Origin of the sequence: Caballeronia sp. ATUFL_F1_KS4A (assembly GCF_023630905.1) — a bacterium.
Lineage (GTDB): Bacteria > Pseudomonadota > Gammaproteobacteria > Burkholderiales > Burkholderiaceae > Caballeronia > Caballeronia zhejiangensis.
Window position 1 is genome coordinate 58,339 of record NZ_JALQEB010000018.1, and the last position, 20,460, is coordinate 78,798.

Sequence of the window (20,460 nt, forward strand, 5' to 3'; positions counted from 1 at the left end):
ACGCCCCGCAACGCCGGGGCGTTTTAGCAAGGAAGCAGTGAATCCACGCGCCCGGTACGAGGCGTGACGTCAATATTGTTTGGAGAACTCATGGCAACCCCTGTCAATCTATGGCCGCTCATCGGTGTGGCCGTCATCATCGCGGGCTTCGTGCTGCGCTTCAATCCGATGCTGATCGTCGCGGCCGCGGCGATCATCACCGGCTTCGCGGCGCATTTTCCCATCGAGAAAATCCTGACCGCGATCGGCACCGGCTTTCTCAAGACGCGCAACATTCCGCTCATCATCCTGTTGCCGCTGGCGGTGATCGGTTTGCTCGAACGGCACGGCCTGCGCGAGCGCGCGCAAATGTGGATTTCGAGCATCAAGGCCGCGACAGCCGGGCGTCTGCTGATCGTCTATCTGTTCGTGCGTGAACTCACGGCGGCGGTCGGCCTGACGGGACTCGGCGGCCATCCGCAGATGGTGCGCCCGCTGCTCGCGCCGATGGCCGAAGGCGCCACCGAAGCGCGCTACGGCAAGCTCTCGGATGCGACGCGCTTCAAGCTGCGCGCGTACTCGGCGGCGACCGACAACGTCGGCCTGTTCTTCGGCGAGGACATTTTCGTGGCGTTCGGCGCGATCGTGCTGATGGTCACGTTCCTGAAGGAAGCGGGCATCGTCGTGGAGCCGATGCACGTCGCCGTGTGGGGCATTCCGACGGCAATCTGCGCGTTCCTGATTCACGGTTTCCGTCTGTGGCTCCTGGACCGCAGGCTCGCGCGCGAACTCGACGCGCTCACGCGCAACGTCGCGGGAGAAAAAGCATGACACTCACGATCAACTATCTGTTCTATCTCGTCGGCATCATTCTGCTGGTCGTCGGCGGGATGATCCTCACGGACAAATCGCATCCGCGGCGTCTGACCGCTGGCGGATTCTGGCTGATCTACGCGTTGATCTTTCTCGTCGGCGACTGGCTTCCGGTGACGGTCGTCGGCGTGCTCGTCGTGGCGATGGCGCTGATCGCGGGTTTCGGCGGCGTCACCGGCGCGAAGCCGAAGATGCTTTCCGAAGACACGCGCCGCCGGAGCGCCGCGCGGCTCGGCAACAAGCTCTTCGTGCCCGCGCTGACGATTCCCGTCGTCACCGTGATCCTCACGCTCGGCGCGAAATACCTCGTGTTCGGCGGCGTGCCGCTGATCGAGCTGAAGAACGTGACGCTGATCGGCTTCGGCATCGGCTGCGTGATCGCGCTGGCCATTGCCTGCGTGATGACGCGCGACACGGTCGGCCAGTCGATGCGCGAAACGCGCCGTCTCATCGATGCGCTGTCGTGGGCTGCCGTGCTGCCGCAGATGCTCGGCATGCTCGGCCTTGTGTTCTCGGATGCGGGCGTAGGCAAGGCGGTCGCGCATGTGACGACGGCTTACGTCAACATGGATTACCGGCTCGTCGCGGTGGCGGTGTATGTCCTCGGCATGGCGCTTTTCACGATGGTCATGGGCAACGGCTTCGCCGCGTTTCCGGTCATGACGGGCGGCGTCGGCGTACCGATTCTCGTCGGCGTATTCCACGGCAATCCCGCGACGATGGCCGCGATCGGCATGTTCTCCGGCTACTGCGGCACGCTGATGACGCCGATGGCCGCGAACTTCAACATCGTGCCTGCGGCGCTGCTGGAGTTGCCCGACAAGAACGCGGTCATCAAGGTGCAGGTGCCGACGGCGGTGACGTTGCTAGTCGCGAATATATTCTTGTTGAACTGGCTGATGTTTATTTGAGCGAATATTTTTATGGCGCATCTCGAGTGCGCGAATATTCGAGCGACGTTCGTCAATCAATAAAATTCGATAATCGGTTTAATGAGCGCACTCAGGAAACACCCTGAGTGCGCTTTTTTTATTTTCCAATACCCGGCTCCGGCTGTGAGCCTCCAACCGCCTGCGTTTTGAGGCAATGGATCATCGCCTTCCGAGGGTGGATCACGTTTATGAATTGCCCGAAGAGGCATGCGTCAATCATTAAACTTTGAAAAATCGCATCCATATTTCAAATATGGGTAATTAGGACGATGCTTATATCTGCCGTGTAATGGCTAATGGAGACTGTTTCACTCATGAATCTGGTTCTCCATATATTCGCCATTCACGATCGACAGGCGAGCCGGTATTCCGCCTTTGTCCGCCATGCGATTGCCGAGCTATTTCCAACTAAATAACGCACCTTCCGGCCGTGATTTACCGCTGCGACTTGTCGAAAGCGTCTTCGTCGTAGTCTGCGCAATAACCGTCCATAAGCAGACCGAGGGAAGCTCATTCGCAGCGTATCGGAGCACCGTCGTCGCACTCGCGATCATTTTCGCGTGGTGCGCAATGGACGTGCGTGGAACGTCTCGTGCCGCGCCCCGCGTAGGCGCGCTTCTGTCGGCGCTCGGGTGGGTGTTCTGCGAAGCGCTCGCCATCGGCACGGTGAAGCTGATGCATCCGGACTACCAGCCCTCGCTCGGTGCATTCGCAGGTCTGGGCGTGATGACCGCGCTCGGAATCTTTGTACTCAGGATCGCCGGTTCGCGTGGGGCGCCAATCTATTCGGTGGCTGTCGCGGGGTGCCGCGATCATTGCGCCTTCCTCGTGCGCAGCCTCGATGCCATCCGCAAGCCGATCTACCGCATCGAAGCGCAATTCGAGACGGGGGCGCCAACAGCGCCTCCGCTGAACGGCGTGCCGCGCTTTTTCGATCTCGACGCCTTTACATCGCATGTGCGTACGCGGCGGATCGACGAACTGTGGCTCGCCCTGCCGCTCACCGATGAGAAATCGCTGCGCCGCGTGCTCCATGCGTTCCGCAACGAACTGGTGAATATCCGGTTCATTCCGGATGTGACCAGCCTGTCCCGCTTCCAAAGCAGCACGGCCGATGGCAACGGCCTGCTCGCGATCAATCTCGTCGCCTCGCCGCTCAACGGTGATACGCCCGCCATCAAGACGATCTTCGATCGCGTGTTCGCCACGTGCGCGATTCTCGGAACCTTGCCGCTGCTGATCGCGATCGCGCTCGCCGTCAAGCTCTCGTCGCCGGGACCGGTGCTGTTCAAGCAGCGACGCCGCGGCGCGAGCGGGCAGCCGTTCGAGATCTACAAGTTCCGCACGATGCACCTGCACGCGGCAGATGATGGCGTCGTCCAGGCCACGCGCGGCGATCCGCGCGTCACGCGCGTCGGCGCGTTTCTGCGTCGCACGAGCCTCGACGAGCTGCCGCAATTTTTCAACGTGCTGCGCGGCGAGATGTCGGTCGTGGGGCCGCGTCCGCATGCGATCGAGAATGACGATCTCTATCAGGACATCGTCGACGACTACATCCATCGGTATCGCATCAAGCCGGGCATCACCGGCTGGGCGCAGATCAACGGATTTCGCGGCGAAACCGATTCGGTCGACAAGATGCAGCAGCGCATCGAACACGATCTCTATTACCTCGGCAACTGGTCGTTCGCGCTCGATATGCGCATCGTCCTCGCGACCATCGTGCGGGGTTTCGTTCATCGCAATGCGTATTGATGCGCAGGCCTTATCCATGAAGCAATCAACCGAACGCGTTCGCCCGGCGACCGGGCGCGCTTCGTTTCTACCAACGACGCTGACGATCGCGCTGACGTGCGCGCTGAGCGCGTGCGCGTTCGCGCCCGGCTTTCACATGAACGAAGCCGGATCGCAGGTCGAAGCCACCGCGGCGACGCCCGCGATCGCCGTTACGGAGCTCGATCTCGCGCTCGTGAAGCGCTACGCCGCGCAACGCAAGACGCGTCAGGATCAGCAGGCGAAGCAGCTTTTCGGCACGCCGGGAACGTACACGGTCGGCCCGGGCGACGTGCTGCAGATCGTCGTCTGGGATCATCCGGAATTTGCCGCAGCGCTCGGCTCCGTACAGAGCCAGACGAGCGCGAAGGCAAGCGACCCCGCGCCCGGTTTCGTCGTCGATCAGCAGGGCAAGTTGCGCTTCCCGTATGCAGGGTCGCTGGCGGTCGCCGGGCTGCGCACCGATGAAATCCAGCAAAGGCTGACCAGCGCGCTTTCGATGTATCTCGTCAAGCCGCAAGTCACCGTGCGAATGGCTTCGTATCGCTCGCGCCAGGTCTTTGTCGACGGCCAGGTCCATAACCCCGGCGCGCTTGCGCTGACCGATGTGCCGCTCAGCTTCTACGACGCGATCGCGCGCGCCGGCGGCTTCAGCGACAACGCCGATCAGAGCGATGTCGTGCTGGTGCGCGGCGGCGCCTCGCACCGGATCGACGTGCCGCAACTGCTCGCGCAAGGGCTCAACCCGTCGACGCTGTATCTGAAGTCCGGCGACTTGCTGCGCGTCGCATCGCGCGACGACAACGTCGTCTATGTGATGGGCGAAGTAAGCAGGCCCGGCCGCGCCGCACCGCGCCGCGACGGCCGCATGTCGCTCGCCGATGCGCTCGCGCAGGCGGGCAGCATCAATCCGAACACGGCGGACACCGCGCAGATGTTCGTGATCCGCCCGGACGACGACGCACCGCAAGTGTTTCACCTCGACAGCCGTTCGCCCGTGTCGATGCTCGTGGCGAACGAATTCGAGCTGCAGCCTAAGGACATCGTCTATGTGGACGGCAGCGGCCTCGTGCGCTTCAACCGCGTGATCAGTTTGCTGATGCCGCTGGTCAACGCCGGCCTCACGGCGGGAGTGCTCGCGAAATGATCCGCTCCGTGCTGATGGTGTGCGAGGGGAATATCTGCCGCAGTCCGCTCGCGGCGGCGATGCTCGCGCGCGAGTTGCCGCACCTGCCGGTCGTTTCGGCGGGAACGCGCGCGCTCGCCGGGCATCCAGCCGATCCGGCCATCGCCGACATGGCCGATGCGCACGGCATCCCGCTCGACTCGCACGTCGCGAGACAGCTCGACGGCGCTCTCGTCCGCGAAGCCGATCTGATTCTCACGATGACCCAGGAACAGCGCCGCTGGATCGAGACGACCTGGCCATTCACTCGCGGCAAGGTCTTCCGCCTTTGCGACGAAACGGGCGCGGACGTGGCCGATCCCTACAAGCGCCATCGCGCGGTGTTCGACCTGGCTTTCGCGCAGATCCGCGCGGGCGTCTCGCAATGGAGCCGCGCATTGGCGGTGCAACGATGAAAGACATTCAAGTCAAACCATCACAGACCTATTCCGACACGACAGGCGACGACGAAATCCGCCTGTTCGAGATTCTCGGCGTCCTGCGCGAGAGCCGCCGGCTCATCGCGGCCGCGACGGCGTGCACGTTTCTGATCGGTTCGCTGTACGCATTCCTCGCCACGCCGACCTATCGCGCCGACGCGCTGATCCAGGTCGATGACGACAGCGGTACGGGCTCGCTCAACGACAAGCTCGGCGATCTCGCGGCGTTGTTCCAGAACAAGGCCAGCACCGATGCGGAAATCGAACTGATGCGCTCGCGCGCGGTGATCGGCGACGCGGTCGCGCGTCTGCACCTCGATATCGATGCGAAGCCGCGTTATGCGCCGCTCGTCGGCAAGCCGTTCGTCCGTTTCCTGGCCGGCGACGGCCTCAACGGCGCGCCGCCCGGCCTGGGCGGTTATGCGTGGGGCGGCGAGCGCATCGCCGTGTCGAAATTCGACGTGCCGGCGCGCTGGCACGGGAAGCCCTTCACGCTGATCGCGGGCGACGCGGGGCGCTACGAACTGCAATCGGCCGACGGCGCCACCATCCTGCGCGGAACGGCTGGCCAGCCGGCGTCCGCGCGAACGGGCAACGACAGTGTCGAACTCACCGTGACATCGCTGCGCGCGCGGCCCGGCACGCGCTTCGACGTGACGCGCCTGTCGACGCAGCGGACCATCGCCGATCTGCAGCAGGGCCTCAAGATCGCGGAAAAGACGAAGCAGTCCGGAATCGTCGGAATGACGCTCGACGGCGCCGATGCCGAAAGCATCACGCAGACGGTCAACACGATCGCGACGCTCTACGTGCAACGAAACGTCGACCGGAAATCGGCACAGGCGCAGCAGATGCTCGCGTTTCTGGGCGATCAGTTGCCGCAATTGCGCGCCGATCTCGACCAGGCCGAAGCACGCTACAACGAATTTCGCGCGCAGCACGGTGCCGTCGATCTGGAAGAGCAAAGCAAGCTGCTGCTTCAAACCGTCGTCGAAAACAAGACGAAGATCATCGAGCTTCAGCAGCAGCGCGTCGACCTGGTTCAGCGCTACACGGCGCTGCATCCATCGGTGACGGCGGTCGACGCACGCATCGCCGAATTGCGGCGGCAATCGGATACCTACGAGCGGCAGATCGGCGAGCTGCCGTCGGTGCAACAAGACGCCGTGCGTCTTCTGCGCGATGTGCGGGTCAGCAACGACCTGTACACCAGTCTGCTCAACAGCACGCAGCAGTTACGCGTGCTCAGGGCGGGCCAACTCGGCAACGTCCGCACCGTCGACTACGCGGTCGTGCCGGAGAAGGCCGTCGCGCCCAAAAAGGCGCTCACGCTCGCGCTCTCGCTCGTGCTCGGACTTCTCGCCGGATGCGGCCTCGCGCTCGGACGGCGGATGCTCAGTCGCGGACTCGAAACGCCGGCGGAGGTCGAAGCGGCGATCGATCTGCCTGTCTATGCGCTCATCTCCCACTCCGAACGCCAGGCGTCGCTCGACGCATCGCGCGAACGCGATCCGGCGAAGCCTCGGGTGCTCGCAAGCGCGTCGCCGAACGACATCGCCATCGAAGGTCTGCGCAGCTTGCGCACGGCGCTGCAGTTCGGCGTTCTAAGGAAGCGCAACAAGATCGTGATGTTCACTGGCGCGCGCCCCGGCATCGGCAAATCGTTCATCTCGGTCAATTTCGCGAGCGTGCTCGCTGCGGGCGGAGAACGCGTGCTGCTCCTCGATGCCGACATGCGGCGCGGCGATCTGCAAGGTGTTCTGGGTCTGGCCCGCGCATCGGGCCTCGCGGAATTGATCGGCGGCGCCAGTCTGCAAAGCGTGATTCGCAGGGGCGTGCTGCCGGGGCTCGATGTCATCACGGGTGGCGGCACGCCCGATTTGCCATCGGAACTGCTGTTGAGCGGGCGCTTCGAGCAACTGTTCGAAGAGCTGCGGACGCTCTATGACTTCGTGATCATCGACTCGCCGCCGGTGCTTGCCGTCACCGATGCCGGCCTGATCGGCCGCCACGCCGATGCGACTCTCCTCGTTGTCCGGCACGGCTGCCATACCGCCGCCGAGCTGGGCCAGGCCATGCGTCAGCTCACGAGCGCGGGTGTGTCGGTCGACGGGGCACTGCTTACCGACACGCCGTCCCGCGGGATGTCCTACGGGGCCTTCTCCCAGTATGGAAGCCCGAAGTCATGAAGCCATCGGACTCTTTGCATTCCTCAAGGTCAAGATTGAAAAAACTGCTCTTCACCTTCGGCACGCGTCCCGAAGCGATCAAGATGGCGCCGCTCGTCAAGCGGATGGCGCTCGAATCCGGCTTCGAATGCCGCGTGTGCGTGACCGGTCAGCATCGCGAGATGCTGGATCAGGTGCTCGCGCTGTTCGACATCCGCCCCGACTTCGATCTCAACGTCATGAAGCGCGGTCAGGATCTTTACGACGTCACCGCCGCGATTCTCGCCGGGATGCGCGACGTGCTCGCCGCGTATCGGCCGGACATGGTCCTCGTGCACGGCGACACCACGACGACGATGGCCGCGACGCTCGCCGCGTTCTATCAGCGCATTCCGGTCGCGCACGTCGAGGCGGGGCTGCGGACCGGCAATCTCGCGTCGCCATGGCCGGAAGAGGCGAATCGCAAGCTGACCGGCGCACTGGCCGCGCTGCATTTCGCGCCGACCGGACGCGCGCGGAATAACCTGCTCGCGGAAGGCGTGCGCGACGAAACCATCGTCGTGACCGGCAACACGGTCATCGATGCGTTGCTGCAGGTTCGCGAACGTCTCGCGAGCGATGGCAGCCTTCGCGCGCGCGCCGATGACGCCCTGCCTTCCTTCGCGTCCGGACGCCGGCTCGTGCTGGTGACGGGACATCGCCGCGAGAGCTTCGGCGGCGGATTCGAGCGCATCTGCACGGCGCTCGCGCAGATCGCGCATGCGTCGCCGGATGCCGACATCGTGTATCCGGTGCATCTGAATCCGAACGTGCGCGAACCCGTCAACCGTCTGCTGACGGGCATCGGCAACGTGCATCTCATCGAGCCGCTCGACTATCTGCCGTTCGTGCGGCTGATGGATCGCGCCGACCTGATCCTCACCGATTCCGGCGGCATTCAGGAGGAAGCGCCCTCGCTGCACAAGCCGGTGCTCGTGATGCGCGATACCACCGAGCGTCAGGAAGCGGTCGACGCCGGCGTGGTGAAGCTCGTGGGCACCGATACCGCCGACATCGTCGACAACGTCATGCACCTGCTGCACGACGCGCGTGCGTACGCGGCGATGAGCCGTGGCGCGAATCCTTATGGCGACGGCCGCGCATGCGATCGCATCGCCGCCGTCTTGCAGGCGTTCGAGCTTCGCCCGGCTCTGGCCGCCTGATCACCTCTCGCAATAGAAAATAGAAGAAGCACAGTCATGGAATTCCAGACAATCTCCGTCATCGGTCTCGGCTATATCGGTTTGCCTACGGCGGCCGCGTTCGCCGCGCGCCGCAAGCAAGTCATCGGCGTCGATGTGAATCAGCATGCCGTCGATACCATCAATCGCGGCGAGATTCATATCGTCGAGCCAGAACTCGACATGCTGGTGCACGCCGCGGTGACGCAGGGGCATTTGCGCGCGGTGACGTCGCCCGAACCGGCGGATGCGTTTCTGGTGGCGGTGCCGACTCCTTTCACCGACGGCTACAAGCCCGACCTGTCCTATATCGAAGCGGCGAGCCGCGCCATCGCGCCGGTTCTGAAGAAAGGCAACCTGGTCGTGCTGGAATCGACATCGCCTGTCGGCGCGACGGAACAGATGGCGAAATGGCTCGCGGAAATGCGGCCCGATCTGAGCTTTCCGCAGGAGAACGGCGAGGCGTCGGACATTCGCATCGCGCATTGTCCGGAGCGAGTGTTGCCGGGACATGTGATTCGTGAACTGGTGGAGAACGACCGCATCATCGGCGGCATGACGCGGCGCTGCAGCGAAGCGGCGCGCGCGCTCTATCAAACCTTCGTCACGGGCGAGTGCGTCATCACCGACGCGCGCACCGCCGAGATGTGCAAGCTGACCGAGAACGCGTCGCGCGACGTGGGCATTGCGTTCGCGAATGAACTGTCGCTGATCTGCGACCGCCTCGATATCAATGTGTGGGAACTGATCCGGCTCGCGAACCGGCATCCGCGCGTGAATATCCTGCAGCCGGGGCCGGGCGTCGGCGGGCATTGCATCGCGGTGGATCCGTGGTTCATCGTGGATTCGGCGCCCGAGGAAGCACGCCTGATTCGCACGGCGCGCGCCGTGAACGATTCGAAGCCGCACTGGGTGGTCGAGCGCGTCAAACGCGCGGCCGCGCGGTTCAAGGAGCCGGTGATCGCGTGTTTGGGACTCGCCTTCAAGGCGAACATCGACGATTTGCGGGAGAGTCCGGCGCTGGAAATCGTAGCCATGCTCGCGGATGCGCGCATCGGCGGAATCGTCGCCGTGGAACCGAACATTTCGGCATTGCCGCAGCCGCTGCTCGGCAAGATCGAACTGATGAGCATGGCCGACGCGATCAACGCGGCGGACATCATCGTGCTGCTGGTCGATCACCGCGGGTTCACGTCGATGGACGGCAACCGGATGCTGTCGAAGGTGCTGATCGATACACGTGGAGTGCTCGCTCGTGGCTAGGCGCGGCCTTGGCCTTACCGCGGGCTATGCCGTATCCGTGACCGGAGGCGTGGTATCGCTGATGGCCTACGCACGCGTGCTCGGCCCGCAGGTCTATGGCCAGCTCGCGGTCTATCTGGCGCTCGTCGAGGCGTTTCAGGCCGTCGTTTTTCAGTGGCACAGGCTGGCCTTCGTGCGCTTCTGGACGGCCTCGGCCCGGAACGACGACGCCGATGCGTACCTGCGGACGAGTCACCTCGTCTGGCTGGCGATCGCACTCGTCGCGCTGGCCGCCATCGCTCTGGCGCTCGCGTTCGAGGCCGGCAGCCGCCAGGTGTGGCTCGCCGTCGGCGTGCTCGCGCTGGCGAAAAGCGCGGCGCTTTACACGCAGGAAATCGCGCGGGCGGGCAGCGCCGTGTTGCGATACGCATTCGCGTCGTTCCTGCTCACCGTCGGCGCGACGCTCGCGGGACTGATCGCGTGGTCGCTGACGCATTCCATGACCTTGACCCTGTATGGGACCGCCGCCGTCTTCGTGCTGCAGGCGATTCTCTGCGGCTTCGACAGGGTTGCGGTCATGCGTCACGCGCGCTTCAGCGTGGATCAGTTGCGCGCCATGCTGCATTACGGATTGCCGCTCATACCCGTGTTCATCGCCACGACGGCGATGACGCGCCTCGACCGTCCCATTCTGGCGATGTTCGAGCAACCGGCCGTCGTCGGTATCTACGCCGCGGCCAGCGGGCTCATCACCAACGCCATCTCGGCCGCCTGCCTGCTGATCGTGACGCCGTGTTATCCGTGGCTCTTGCGCGAGAAGGCGTCGCGGTCCGCAGCCGGGCACCGCGCGTTTCATGCCCGGCTGGGCCTGCTGATGCTGGCCTGCGTGTTCGCGGTGTCCATCGTTGTTATGGTGCTGCGTGACGTCGCGCTCCCGCTGATGCTGGGACCGTCGATCGGAAACGCGGCGCTGCCACTGGTGCTGCCGCTGCTGGCGATCGCGACGATTGCCGCGTTCAGGGCGCATTTCTTCGACCAGGCGTATCACCTGCACGCGCGGACCAAGGCGCTGATGAGCATCAACCTTCTGACGATGACGCTCGCGGTAGCCGCAACATATTTCGGCGCGCGCATGGCCGGATGCGGCGGCATGGTGCGCGGCCTTCTCGCGGTGAACGTCGTCGCGCTGCTCATCAGCGCCGCATTCGCGCGGGGCATCGTGGATCTGGGGCGCGTGGTGTGCGGTGCGATCCTCCTGTCTGCGTTCGCTGCGGCGGCTCTGGCGGCTGGCGAGCGATCGAACGACGTGCTGAATCGCGCGGGCCATGCCGGCATATGGACGGAGTGCCTTTCCGCGATCGTCGCGCTTTCGCTCTTCTGCGGCATGTGCGTTGGCGCGAACGTGGGCTCCATTCGGGAAGCACTGAGGGGCAAGCTATGAATGGCAAGCGCGAGGTTCTGTTTCATATTCCCTGCTTGCATGGCGGAGGCGCCGAGCGCGTCGCCGTCGAAATTGCGAAGCACTTCGTCTCGAAGGGTTTCCGGCCGTTTTTCTTCGTTCACACGGAAGGAACCGCTTATCAGTTGCCGCCCGGCGTCGAAGTCGTCGTCGCGAGCAAGACCGGGCATCTCGCGCGCGTGCTCGAACTGCGTGCGTTGATCAGGACGAGACGTCCGGAGGCCGTGCTGTCGTTTCTGCCCTATGCCAACCTGATTTCCGTATCGGCCAGACTGTTCGGCGGAAGCCGGACGCGCCTGGTGATCAGCGAGCACTCCGTCTTCGCTCCGTCCGATTCGGTGTACGGGTCTCTGCACAGGACCAGCGCGAAGGCAAAAATCAAGTGGGCGATCGCGCGATGGCTCTATCGGGTGAGCGATTCCATCGTGGCGGTCTCGACAGGCGTCGCACAGGATCTCCGGCGCAGCCTCAAAGGCCGGGCGCCGGACAAGGTGGTCGTCATTCATAACCCGTGCTTCATACCGGGCGCCGTCGCGAACGCGAAGCCGCGTGGAGCCGCCGTGCTCGCTGTGGGGCGGCTGGGCGCGCAAAAAGGCTTCGACGTTCTGATTCGCGCATTCGCATCCGTGCTGAAGACGCGCGGCGACGCCACGCTCGTCATCGCCGGAGAGGGCAAGGACCGCGCTCGTCTGGAGGCGCTGGTCCGTGAACTGGGTTTGTCCGATAGCGTCAGTCTTCCCGGATTCGCCGGCGATGTCGCGGAGCTCTATCGCAACGCGGACCTTTTCGTGTGCTCCTCGAAGCGCGAAGGGTTCGGCAATGTGATCGTCGAGGCTTTGTCATTCGGACTGCCGGTCGTGTCCACGCGTTGCGAACATGGGCCGGACGAGATCCTCGACGGCGGAAAGTACGGACGCCTCGTGCCCGTGGACGACGAGACAGCACTGGCAGCGGCCATCATCGAGTCTTTGACCGGCGACGTCGACAAGCCGGCGCTGATCGCGCGAGCCGGAGCGTTCTCCCTTGAAGCAATCGGAGATCGCTATCTGGAGCAACTCGGTTTGCAGGCCCACGATGACAAGGCCACTCAGGGAGCCGGAGCGTAGTCGTGAGGCTGTCCGTCTCGAACGTCGTTTCATTCATGTTTCTCGCGGCCGTGTCGCTGGCGCTGTTCCTCAGCGGAGCCGGCCTGAATCTGCTCGGCCTCAACTATTCGGGCAACGAGGGCGCGGGTGGATTGAAGGTCCACCCTTACGTCTGGTTCACCGTCGGCGCGGTGCTCGTGCTTGTGCTCAGGCGCACGGCGGGACCGTCGGCGTGGTCTTGCCGAAGTTTCCGGACACCGATTGCGTGCTCGGTCTTCACGATAGCCGTCCTCATTCTGAAAGCGATCGTCACGGGCGCGCAGGCGCTGGGTTTCGCCGTCGACACGATCCTTGCCATGTTCTGGATAGCGGCGGTCGCGCCGTTCACGGATCAACGCACGGTGCGGCGCACCTTGCGGCTGGGTCTCGCATTCGTGATCCTCGAAAGCGCGATGGCGATTTTCGAGGTCGTCACGCAGACGCAGTTCATTCCAATCGACACATGGTACGGCAGCTATTTTCGTGCGACTGCCCTGCACGGCCATCCGCTGAATAACGCGCTGATCCTGGTCACAGTCGCCGTCGCGTTGCAACTGAGCGGCACGTCCGCGATTTCGATTCTGGTGTTCGTACTGACGACTGCGGCGCTATCGGCGTTCGGCGCGCGGGGCGCGCTCATGGTCTATCTGACCTTGAATGCGCTGATGTCCATTCGCTTCGGGCTGAGGTCCGTCGGCCGGATGGCGCTGGTGTCGCTCGGCGCGCCCTTCGCCATTGGCCTCGTCGGCTGGATGCTGGCGTCGGGCATGCTCGGCGACCGGATTGCCAATGTCGGCGCCTACGACAGCAGTTCGGGCGTCCGTTTGCAGTCCGTGGAAATCCTGAACTACCTCGACTGGAGAAGCGTCCTCGCCGGAACGGACCCGGACGCGGTGTCGCGCATGATGGATCGGGCGGATATCGGCGTGATCGAGAACTTTCTGGTCGCGTACGTGCTCATGTTCGGCCTGGGATGCACGTTACTGCTGCTCGCCTGTATCTGGATCTGTTTGCGCAGGATCGCACATGACCGGGACGCCCGAACCCGTCGTCGCTTGTCCGTAATGTTCGTCGCCTTCTTCATGACGGCGATGACCAACAACTCGCTCGCAACGAAAACGCCGGCGCTGTATCTCTGCGCCGTATTCGCCTGGGCCGCCGGCCGCGAGATGGACCGGCGCCGGCAGAAGCCGCCGCGCGCTCGCGAAGCTTTCGAAGGCGGTTTGCCCGCTTCGTCCACCGAGGATGTCCGCGACCGATGAAAGCGCTCGCGTCAACGATTTGAACTGCAAGGTAGTGAGGATGAGTGTTTCGAGGTCTGCCGGCGCGCATGGTCGCGCCGTGCAAAAGGTGCTTCACGTCGGCCCGGATATGTCGGCGCAGGGCGGTATCGCTTCCGTTATCGGCGGATATGCGCAACGCAGCGAGCTGTTCGAATCGCAGGGCTACACGCTGAGCTTCGCGGCGACATGCGGCGCCCGCGGTGGGCTGCGACGCATCCGGCAGTTTGCGCGCGCGTGGTGGAAAGTCGTGAGCGGGGCGGTCTCGCGGAATATCGACATCGTCCATATTCACACGTCGGTCCGTGGCTCGCTGCTCAGAAAGTGGCTCCTCGCCATGACGTGCATCGGCTTGCGCCAAAAGTACATCTTGCATCTGCATAACGGCGCGATGGCGCAGTACATCGAAACGCTTCCCGCGCTGTGCCGCAAGGCAGTCGGTCTCATGTGGAAGCGCGCTGCTCAGGTGATCTGCCTGTCGCGTGACATGGAAGCGTGGCTGGATCGCGACCGGCTCTGCCATCCGGAGAAGCGTCAGCTCATCTACAACGGCATTTCGGATCCCGCGTCGGACGTGGCGCTCGGCAGGTCCGGCGCGCAGCCGCCAACCATTCTGTTCCTCGGCAGGCTCGTGGAAGCCAAAGGCATCAAGGTGCTGCTCGAAGCCGCGGAACGGCTGAAACGGCTCGGCCATCCGTATCGGCTGCTTGTCGCTGGCAGCGGCGACCTCCAAGCGTTCCTGACGGACGTCGAACATCGAAATCTTTCGATGGAAGTGGAGCACCTCGGATGGGCGACGGGCGAACAAAAGGCGCAGTTGCTCGCGAATGCCGACATCTTCGTCTTGCCGTCGCGCAGTGAAGGTTTTCCGGTGGCCATCGTCGAAGCGATGGCGTACGGCGCGACGATCGTTTCCACGAACATTCCCGGCGTCACGGACGCCATCGTTCACGGGCGCGATGGATTGCTGGTGTCGCCCGATGCCGCCGATCAACTCTGCGATGCACTCGCCAAGCTGATCACGTCGCCGGCGCTGCGCACGCAGTTGGCTGCCGCAGCGAGACAACGCTTTCTCGACCGTTTCACCATCGAACGCACGGTCGAATGCCTGGTGAGCGCTTACGACAAGGCCTTGCACTGATACGACCGAACGTGTCCTCGCACTACTTCTCTCAAACATGAACCGTATAGAAATCTTTTCATGCCCGATGGACGTCGCCACCATGGACGAAACCGTCGACTGGATTCGCGCACGCGTCGAGCAGCGGGTATTCACGCAGCACGTCGTCGTGAATGTCGCAAAGCTCGTTCACATGCAGACGGACGAAGCGCTTGCGGAGTCGGTGCGCGCCTGCGACATCGTCAATATCGACGGCATGGGCGTCGTATGGGGCGCGCGGCTGCTAGGCTTCCCGGTACGCGAGCGCGTGGCGGGCGTCGACCTGTTCGGGCGTTTGCTGGAAATGGCCGCCGAGCGCGCGTTGCCGGTGTTCCTTCTCGGCGCGACGCAAGACGTGGTCGATCGCACGGCCAGCGTGGTCACGGCCCGATATCCCGGATTGCGAATCGCAGGCCGTCATCACGGCTATTTCTGGGACGACGAAAAGCGCGTCGTCGATGAGATACGTCAGTCCGGGGCGCGGCTGTTGTTCGTCGCGATCACGTCGCCGAGAAAGGAGAATTTCATCAACCGATGGCGTGAACAACTCGGCGTCGACTTCGTGATGGGCGTCGGCGGCACGTTCGATGTCGTCGCGGGGAAAGTGCGGCGCGCGCCGGTCTGGATGCAGCGCTGCGGGCTCGAATGGCTGTTCCGGGTCTTTCAGGAGCCGCGCCGCATGTGGCGCCGCTACTTCGTGACGAACAACAAATTCGCGTTGATGCTTGCGCGGGCTTCGCTCGCTTCGATGACGCGCCGCAGAACCTGATGTCAAGTAAGCCGGTCTTGCTCGCCGCCGTTTTCGCGATGCTGCTGTCCGCGTGCTCGGTGCTCGCGGATAGCGATAGCGATCGCCCTTATGCGCTGGTTTATCGGAGCCAGTGGAGCAAAGGCGTCGATCCGCGCCTGACGATCCACACGCCGAGGCCCGAATCGCTCGACACCGTCGCGATGCCCGTCGCTGGCGGCGTCGCCCTGAAGTTGTCGATGAGCCGTGCCGACGACTTCTCGCGCGTCGCGAACGGATCGCCGCGTGCCGAAATCGGCTTCGAGCGCATCGCGCGTTTCGCGATCGGCAAGGAATACGAGATCCGGTGGTCCACGGTCATCCCCGCGGACTATCGGCTCGATTCACGGCAACCGGAAATCACCTTCCAGTTGCATCAGGGCGCCTCCGCAGGTTCCCCGCCCGTCTCGCTGATGCTGGCCGGCGGGCGATACCGGCTCGAGATCCGTGGCGGCCCCGGGAAGCCCGTCAATGCGATCGATTTCGGCGCGCCTTCGGGCGACAGGGGAAAAGTCGTCGACTGGTTGCTGCGATACCGTCCGGACGATACGGGCCTTCATCCGCGAACCGATCTCTATATGAACGGAACGCGCGTCGCTCGGTGCGAGACTTGCGCGAATGCGTATCCGGGCGACCGGAACGCATATCTCAAGCTCGGCATTTACAAATGGTGGTGGATGACGCGACCGTCCGACGTGACCGAGCGCTCGATGTACTACGGCAACGTCGACATTCTCGAACGGGAATCGGCGCCGTCACCGGTCGCGCCGCGCCGATAACGTCGACGGCTGGCCCGGCGATCTGGCGATCACCCCGCTTCCACCACGAACCCTCGCTTTCTCAGAAGCTCGAGCACGCCCCGCGGCCCGCCGAGATGCAACGCGCCGATCGCCACGAACACCGGTTTATCCGGCGCGGCGATGGCGACGATCCGCTGCACGAACCGCTGATTCCGCTGATACACCACGCGATTGTCGACTTGCGCCGCGAGCGCCTTGTTCCGCGCCAGCTTGCTCGACTTGGCGTCGTCCCAGGCCTTGAGCGCATCCGCGTCGCCGATGCGCCACAGCCGGTGCAATTCCTTCACATCGGCGACGTTCTCCGCCGGCGTCTGCACGAGATCCTGCGCGAGCATTTCGCGTTGCTGCGCCGACGAAAGCCGCGTGAATGTCGAAATCTGCTCGTTCAGCGTTTCCAGTCCGACGATCTTCCCGCGCGCACGAAGATACACGTTCTGCAACTGCGCCTCGGTTCCGTACTCGCTTTGAAACCCGGCCTTCAACGTGTCGTAGGTTTCGATCAGCATCGATGCGAGCCATGGCCGCGTATGCCGGATCTCCTTCAGCGCCGCCGGATTGCTGCGCATGCGCGCCTCGACCTTCTTCCACATCGAGTCAGGCAAATAGTCGATCAGACACGCGCTGCGGCACATGCCATAACGATTCACATCGTCTTGAGAGAGCAGGAGATCGTCGGGGGAAATCTCGAGCGCGAGCGTAGGCGATGCATCGAGCGCCGCGAGTATCGATTTGCGAAACGGTTGCTCGGGCGGATAGTCGCTCGCGAAACCCACATGGAGCGTGCCGAGCAGATAGATGGTCGTCGTGCCCTTGGTCGCGACGTAGAACGGCATGCGCGGCGGCTGCGCGCGCACCGGGCCGCTCGCGGTCGTGCCGGTCGAGCGGTCCGTGCGCGGCGGCGGAGCGGGATTGGCAGGCGCGGCGGCGGACCCCGCATCGCCCGCGGCCTGCGGCGTGCGCGATCCGACCACCGCGAAGCCCGAAGGCGACACCGAGACACCCGCCGTAAACAGCAAGAACGACAGCACGAGGGCTGTCGTTTTGGCGAACGCCGCGCGCGAAAAGCGCGGCTTGACGGTTGAATCCTGCACGATCGACATCTTAAAACATTCGCGTGACGCGTCGTGCAGCCTTCCGGCGAGATTCAGACTTCGGCTTCGCCGACCTCCTCGGCGCGATGGCACGACACCTGACGTCCATCGACCACGCGCAGTTTCGGCTCTTCGACACGGCATCGCTCGATCGCATACGGGCAGCGCTGATGGAACGTGCAGCCCGATGGCGGATTGAGCGGCGACGGCATCTCGCCCTGCAGCTTGATCTTGATGCGCCGGTCTTCCTCGAAGATCGCGGGCGTCGCGGACATGAGCGCGCGCGTGTACGGATGGCGCGGCTTCGCGAAAATCGTCTTCTTGTCGCCGACTTCCGCGACGCCGCCGAAGTACATCACCATCACGTCGTCGGCGATATGCTCCACCACCGACAAATTGTGCGAGATGAACACGTAGCTCGTGCCGAACTGCGCCTGGAGATCCATGAACAGATTCAGGATCTGCGCCTGAATCGACACGTCGAGCGCGGACACCGGCTCGTCGGCGACGACGATCTGCGGATCGAGAATCATCGCCCGCGCGATCGCCACGCGCTGACGCTGCCCGCCCGAAAACATGTGCGGATAACGCGACGCGTGTTCCGGCCGCAAGCCGACGGTACGCATCATCTTCGCGATGCGCTCGGCGCGCTCCGTCGACGAGAGCTTCGTGTTGATCGCGAGCGGTTCGCCGAGCGTCTGCTCGACGGTCTTGCGCGGATTCAGCGACGCGAAAGGGTTCTGGAACACCATCTGCACGCGCTGACGCAACTCGGCGATCTTCGCACGGCTCGCGCCCGCGACATCGTCGCCTTCGATCAGCAGACGGCCCGACGTGGGCGCTTCGATCATCGTCAATTGACGCGCGAGCGTGGACTTGCCGCATCCCGATTCGCCGACGACCGCAAGCGTGCGCCCGCGCTTCAATTCGAACGACACGCCGTTCAACGCCTTCACCGTGCCGTGCTTGAACGCGCTGCGTTTCACGTCGTAATGCTTCGTGAGCCTGTCGGCGGCGAGCACGATGTCCTGATTCGATTCCTTCGGTACGGCGTTCATCGCGCGCCTCCTTCCACGACCACATCGATGTTCAACGGCTTGATGCAGCGCGCCCGCACGGCCGGATCGTTCTTGTCGAGCTGATACAGATTCGGCCGCGCCTTCCGGCAATCGTCGACGACATATTTGCAGCGCGGCGCGAAGAGACATCCGCTCGGGCGATCGTCCTTGCCCGGCACCATGCCCGGCAGCGCCGCGAGACGTTCCGCGCCGCGCGAATGTTCGGGAATCGCCGCGAGCAGCGCTTCCGTGTACGGATGATGCGGCTCGCTGAAGATCGTCGGCACATGATTCGTTTCGATGATCTCGCCCGCGTACATCACCGCGACGCGCTGCGCCACTTCGGACACGACCGCGAGATCGTGCGAAATCAGCACGAGCGCCATGCCGCGTTCCTTCTGCAGCTTCACGAGCAGTTCCATGATCTGCGCCTGGATCGTCACGTCGAGCGCGGTGGTGGGCTCGTCGGCGATCAGCAGCTTCGGATTGCATGCGACCGCCATCGCGATCATCACGCGCTGATTCATGCCGCCCGACATCTGATGCGGAAACGAATTGATGCGGTTCTTCGCGTCCGGAATGCCGACCTGATCGAGCAGTTCGAGCGCGCGTTTGTCGAGCGCATCGCCGCGCAGACCTTCGTGCAGCTTCAGTACTTCCTTGATCTGATAGCCGACGGTGTAGCTCGGGTTCAGGCTCGTCAGCGCGTCCTGAAACACCATCGCGATGTCCTTGCCGATGATCCTGCGACGCGCGCGCGCCGACGCCTTCAGCAAGTCCTTCCCGTCGAACGTGACCTGATCGGCGGTTACTTTGCCCGGTGCGTCGATGAGGCCCATCAGCGCCATCATCGTGACGCTCTTGCCCGAGCCGGATTCGCCGACGACGCCGACGACTTCGCCCGGCTTCACGGACAGATCGATGCGATCGACGGCCTGCGTGCCGCCGAACGTCACCTGCAAATTGCGGATAGTCAGAAGATCGTTCATGTCAGCCCATCCGTTTGAGTTTCGGATCGAGCGCATCGCGCAGACCGTCGCCGAGCAGATTGATGACGAGCACCGAGATCAGGATCGACAGGCCTGGCATCGTCACGATCCACCATGCGCTTTCGATGTAATCGCGCGCCGATGCGAGCATCGCGCCCCACTCCGCCGCCGGCGGCTGCACGCCGAGGCCGAGAAAGCCGAGCGCGGCAGCATCGAGAATCGCGGACGAGAAACCGAGCGTCGCCTGCACGATCAGCGGCGCGGCGCAGTTCGGCAGCACTTGCGAGAACATCAGGCGCACGGTGCCCGCGCCCGCGACGCGCGATGCCGTCACGTATTCCTTCTGCAATTCGCCGAGCGCCGACGCGCGCGTGAGACGCACGTAACCGGGCAGCGCGACGATGGCGATGGCGAGCATCGTGTTGACGAGCCCCGGCCCGATGATCGCGACGACCGCGACCGCGAGCAGCAGCGAAGGCAACGCGAGCAGCACGTCCATCACGCGCATGATCGGCGTATCGAGCCAGTGGAAGAACGCGGCCATCAGACCGAGCACGACGCCCGGAATCAGCGCGAGCACGACCGACACGAAGCCGATCCAGAACGACAGCCGCGCGCCGTACATGAGACGCGAGAGAATGTCGCGGCCGGCTTCATCGGTGCCGAGCAGGAACATGCGGTTGCCGCCTTCGAGCCACGCGGGCGGAATTTTCACGTAATCGCGATATTGCTCGATCGGGCTATGCGGTGCGATCAGCGGCGCGAGCAGCGCGACGAGAATCAGCACGAGCACGATCACGCCCGCGACGACGGCGCCGCGATTGCGCGAGAAATTCGCCCAGAATTCGCGCGCCGCGACCATGCGCCCGGACGGCGGCGTGAGCGCGCCCGGCGGGAGATTGTTTTGAACGTCAGCCATTC

Annotated in this window: 18 protein-coding genes; 14 read left to right on the forward strand and 4 right to left on the reverse strand. The window is 63.9% G+C overall.

All coding sequences use genetic code 11. The annotated features are described in order from the left end of the window. The first annotated feature begins 90 nt into the window (after positions 1–90). The 14 genes from NCS03_RS13370 (at position 91) to NCS03_RS13435 (ending at position 16,380) form a co-directional block, all read left to right on the forward strand. Positions 91–810 (forward strand): DUF969 domain-containing protein, encoded by a 720-nt coding sequence (locus NCS03_RS13370; protein WP_008352624.1) that lies wholly within the window; start codon positions 91–93, stop codon positions 808–810. Beyond that, positions 807–1,763: a DUF979 domain-containing protein gene (locus tag NCS03_RS13375; RefSeq protein ID WP_175979618.1), complete on the forward strand. Its 957-nt coding sequence runs from the start codon at positions 807–809 to the stop codon at positions 1,761–1,763. Before NCS03_RS13370 ends, NCS03_RS13375 begins: the two co-directional genes overlap by 4 nt. A 501-nt stretch (positions 1,764–2,264) precedes the next feature. Next, a complete protein-coding gene (locus NCS03_RS13380; protein WP_502801520.1) occupies positions 2,265–3,539 on the forward strand; it encodes an undecaprenyl-phosphate glucose phosphotransferase in 1,275 nt (424 codons plus the stop codon). A gap of 16 nt (positions 3,540–3,555) precedes the next feature. Continuing rightward, entirely contained in the window at positions 3,556–4,704 is a 1,149-nt protein-coding gene (locus NCS03_RS13385; protein ID WP_250457118.1) for a polysaccharide biosynthesis/export family protein, read from the forward strand. Beyond that, a complete protein-coding gene (locus NCS03_RS13390) occupies positions 4,701–5,138 on the forward strand; it encodes a low molecular weight protein-tyrosine-phosphatase (protein ID WP_250440276.1) in 438 nt (145 codons plus the stop codon). The genes NCS03_RS13385 and NCS03_RS13390 overlap by 4 nt, the downstream gene beginning before the upstream one ends. Then, on the forward strand, positions 5,135–7,351 hold the full coding sequence (locus NCS03_RS13395; RefSeq protein ID WP_250529252.1) for a polysaccharide biosynthesis tyrosine autokinase: 2,217 nt from the start codon (positions 5,135–5,137) through the stop codon (positions 7,349–7,351). Before NCS03_RS13390 ends, NCS03_RS13395 begins: the two co-directional genes overlap by 4 nt. A gap of 35 nt (positions 7,352–7,386) precedes the next feature. Next, on the forward strand, positions 7,387–8,532 hold the full coding sequence (wecB, locus tag NCS03_RS13400) for a non-hydrolyzing UDP-N-acetylglucosamine 2-epimerase (protein ID WP_250523184.1): 1,146 nt from the start codon (positions 7,387–7,389) through the stop codon (positions 8,530–8,532). A gap of 36 nt (positions 8,533–8,568) precedes the next feature. Beyond that, positions 8,569–9,813, forward strand: coding sequence for a UDP-N-acetyl-D-mannosamine dehydrogenase (gene wecC / locus NCS03_RS13405; RefSeq protein ID WP_250529253.1), 1,245 nt, complete (start codon positions 8,569–8,571; stop codon positions 9,811–9,813). Continuing rightward, positions 9,806–11,233, forward strand: coding sequence for a lipopolysaccharide biosynthesis protein (locus NCS03_RS13410; protein WP_250529254.1), 1,428 nt, complete (start codon positions 9,806–9,808; stop codon positions 11,231–11,233). The genes wecC and NCS03_RS13410 overlap by 8 nt, the downstream gene beginning before the upstream one ends. After that, the gene (locus NCS03_RS13415; RefSeq protein ID WP_250529266.1) at positions 11,230–12,357 is read left to right on the forward strand and encodes a glycosyltransferase; all 1,128 of its coding nucleotides are present in this window, start codon (positions 11,230–11,232) and stop codon (positions 12,355–12,357) included. The genes NCS03_RS13410 and NCS03_RS13415 overlap by 4 nt, the downstream gene beginning before the upstream one ends. A gap of 2 nt (positions 12,358–12,359) precedes the next feature. Further along, positions 12,360–13,637, forward strand: a complete 1,278-nt coding sequence (locus NCS03_RS13420) for a VpsF family polysaccharide biosynthesis protein (protein ID WP_250529255.1) — start codon at positions 12,360–12,362, stop codon at positions 13,635–13,637. A gap of 79 nt (positions 13,638–13,716) precedes the next feature. After that, the gene (locus NCS03_RS13425) at positions 13,717–14,796 is read left to right on the forward strand and encodes a glycosyltransferase family 4 protein (protein ID WP_250435313.1); all 1,080 of its coding nucleotides are present in this window, start codon (positions 13,717–13,719) and stop codon (positions 14,794–14,796) included. 37 nt (positions 14,797–14,833) lie between these two features. Then, the gene (locus tag NCS03_RS13430; RefSeq protein ID WP_175979628.1) at positions 14,834–15,583 is read left to right on the forward strand and encodes a WecB/TagA/CpsF family glycosyltransferase; all 750 of its coding nucleotides are present in this window, start codon (positions 14,834–14,836) and stop codon (positions 15,581–15,583) included. After that, positions 15,583–16,380, forward strand: coding sequence for a heparin lyase I family protein (locus tag NCS03_RS13435; protein ID WP_175979629.1), 798 nt, complete (start codon positions 15,583–15,585; stop codon positions 16,378–16,380). Before NCS03_RS13430 ends, NCS03_RS13435 begins: the two co-directional genes overlap by 1 nt. Before the next feature lie 29 nt (positions 16,381–16,409). Here the strand turns inward: NCS03_RS13435 and NCS03_RS13440 are convergent, their stop codons facing one another. The 4 genes from NCS03_RS13440 to NCS03_RS13455 are packed head-to-tail and all read right to left on the reverse strand — an operon-like array spanning position 16,410 to position 20,458. Further along, entirely contained in the window at positions 16,410–17,501 is a 1,092-nt protein-coding gene (locus tag NCS03_RS13440) for a TraB/GumN family protein (RefSeq protein WP_175979630.1), read from the reverse strand. A 44-nt stretch (positions 17,502–17,545) separates the two neighbouring features. After that, complete coding sequence (locus NCS03_RS13445) at positions 17,546–18,550, reverse strand: peptide ABC transporter ATP-binding protein (protein ID WP_250457112.1); 1,005 nt, start codon at positions 18,548–18,550, stop codon at positions 17,546–17,548. After that, positions 18,547–19,539, reverse strand: coding sequence for an ABC transporter ATP-binding protein (locus NCS03_RS13450; RefSeq protein WP_175979632.1), 993 nt, complete (start codon positions 19,537–19,539; stop codon positions 18,547–18,549). The genes NCS03_RS13445 and NCS03_RS13450 overlap by 4 nt, the downstream gene beginning before the upstream one ends. A 1-nt stretch (position 19,540) precedes the next feature. Next, positions 19,541–20,458, reverse strand: coding sequence for an ABC transporter permease subunit (locus NCS03_RS13455; protein ID WP_008352613.1), 918 nt, complete (start codon positions 20,456–20,458; stop codon positions 19,541–19,543). Positions 20,459–20,460: the final 2 nt, after the last annotated feature.

Coding starts and splice junctions, on each gene's coding strand:
- NCS03_RS13370 (WP_008352624.1), top strand. CDS start 91: ATGGCAACCCCTGTCAATCTATGGCCGCTCATCGGTGTGGCCGTCATC.
- NCS03_RS13375 (WP_175979618.1), top strand. CDS start 807: ATGACACTCACGATCAACTATCTGTTCTATCTCGTCGGCATCATTCTG.
- NCS03_RS13385 (WP_250457118.1), top strand. CDS start 3,556: ATGAAGCAATCAACCGAACGCGTTCGCCCGGCGACCGGGCGCGCTTCG.
- NCS03_RS13390 (WP_250440276.1), top strand. CDS start 4,701: ATGATCCGCTCCGTGCTGATGGTGTGCGAGGGGAATATCTGCCGCAGT.
- NCS03_RS13395 (WP_250529252.1), top strand. CDS start 5,135: ATGAAAGACATTCAAGTCAAACCATCACAGACCTATTCCGACACGACA.
- wecC (WP_250529253.1), top strand. CDS start 8,569: ATGGAATTCCAGACAATCTCCGTCATCGGTCTCGGCTATATCGGTTTG.
- NCS03_RS13415 (WP_250529266.1), top strand. CDS start 11,230: ATGAATGGCAAGCGCGAGGTTCTGTTTCATATTCCCTGCTTGCATGGC.
- NCS03_RS13430 (WP_175979628.1), top strand. CDS start 14,834: ATGAACCGTATAGAAATCTTTTCATGCCCGATGGACGTCGCCACCATG.
- NCS03_RS13435 (WP_175979629.1), top strand. CDS start 15,583: ATGTCAAGTAAGCCGGTCTTGCTCGCCGCCGTTTTCGCGATGCTGCTG.
- NCS03_RS13440 (WP_175979630.1), bottom strand. CDS start 17,501: ATGTCGATCGTGCAGGATTCAACCGTCAAGCCGCGCTTTTCGCGCGCG.
- NCS03_RS13445 (WP_250457112.1), bottom strand. CDS start 18,550: ATGAACGCCGTACCGAAGGAATCGAATCAGGACATCGTGCTCGCCGCC.
- NCS03_RS13450 (WP_175979632.1), bottom strand. CDS start 19,539: ATGAACGATCTTCTGACTATCCGCAATTTGCAGGTGACGTTCGGCGGC.
- NCS03_RS13455 (WP_008352613.1), bottom strand. CDS start 20,458: ATGGCTGACGTTCAAAACAATCTCCCGCCGGGCGCGCTCACGCCGCCG.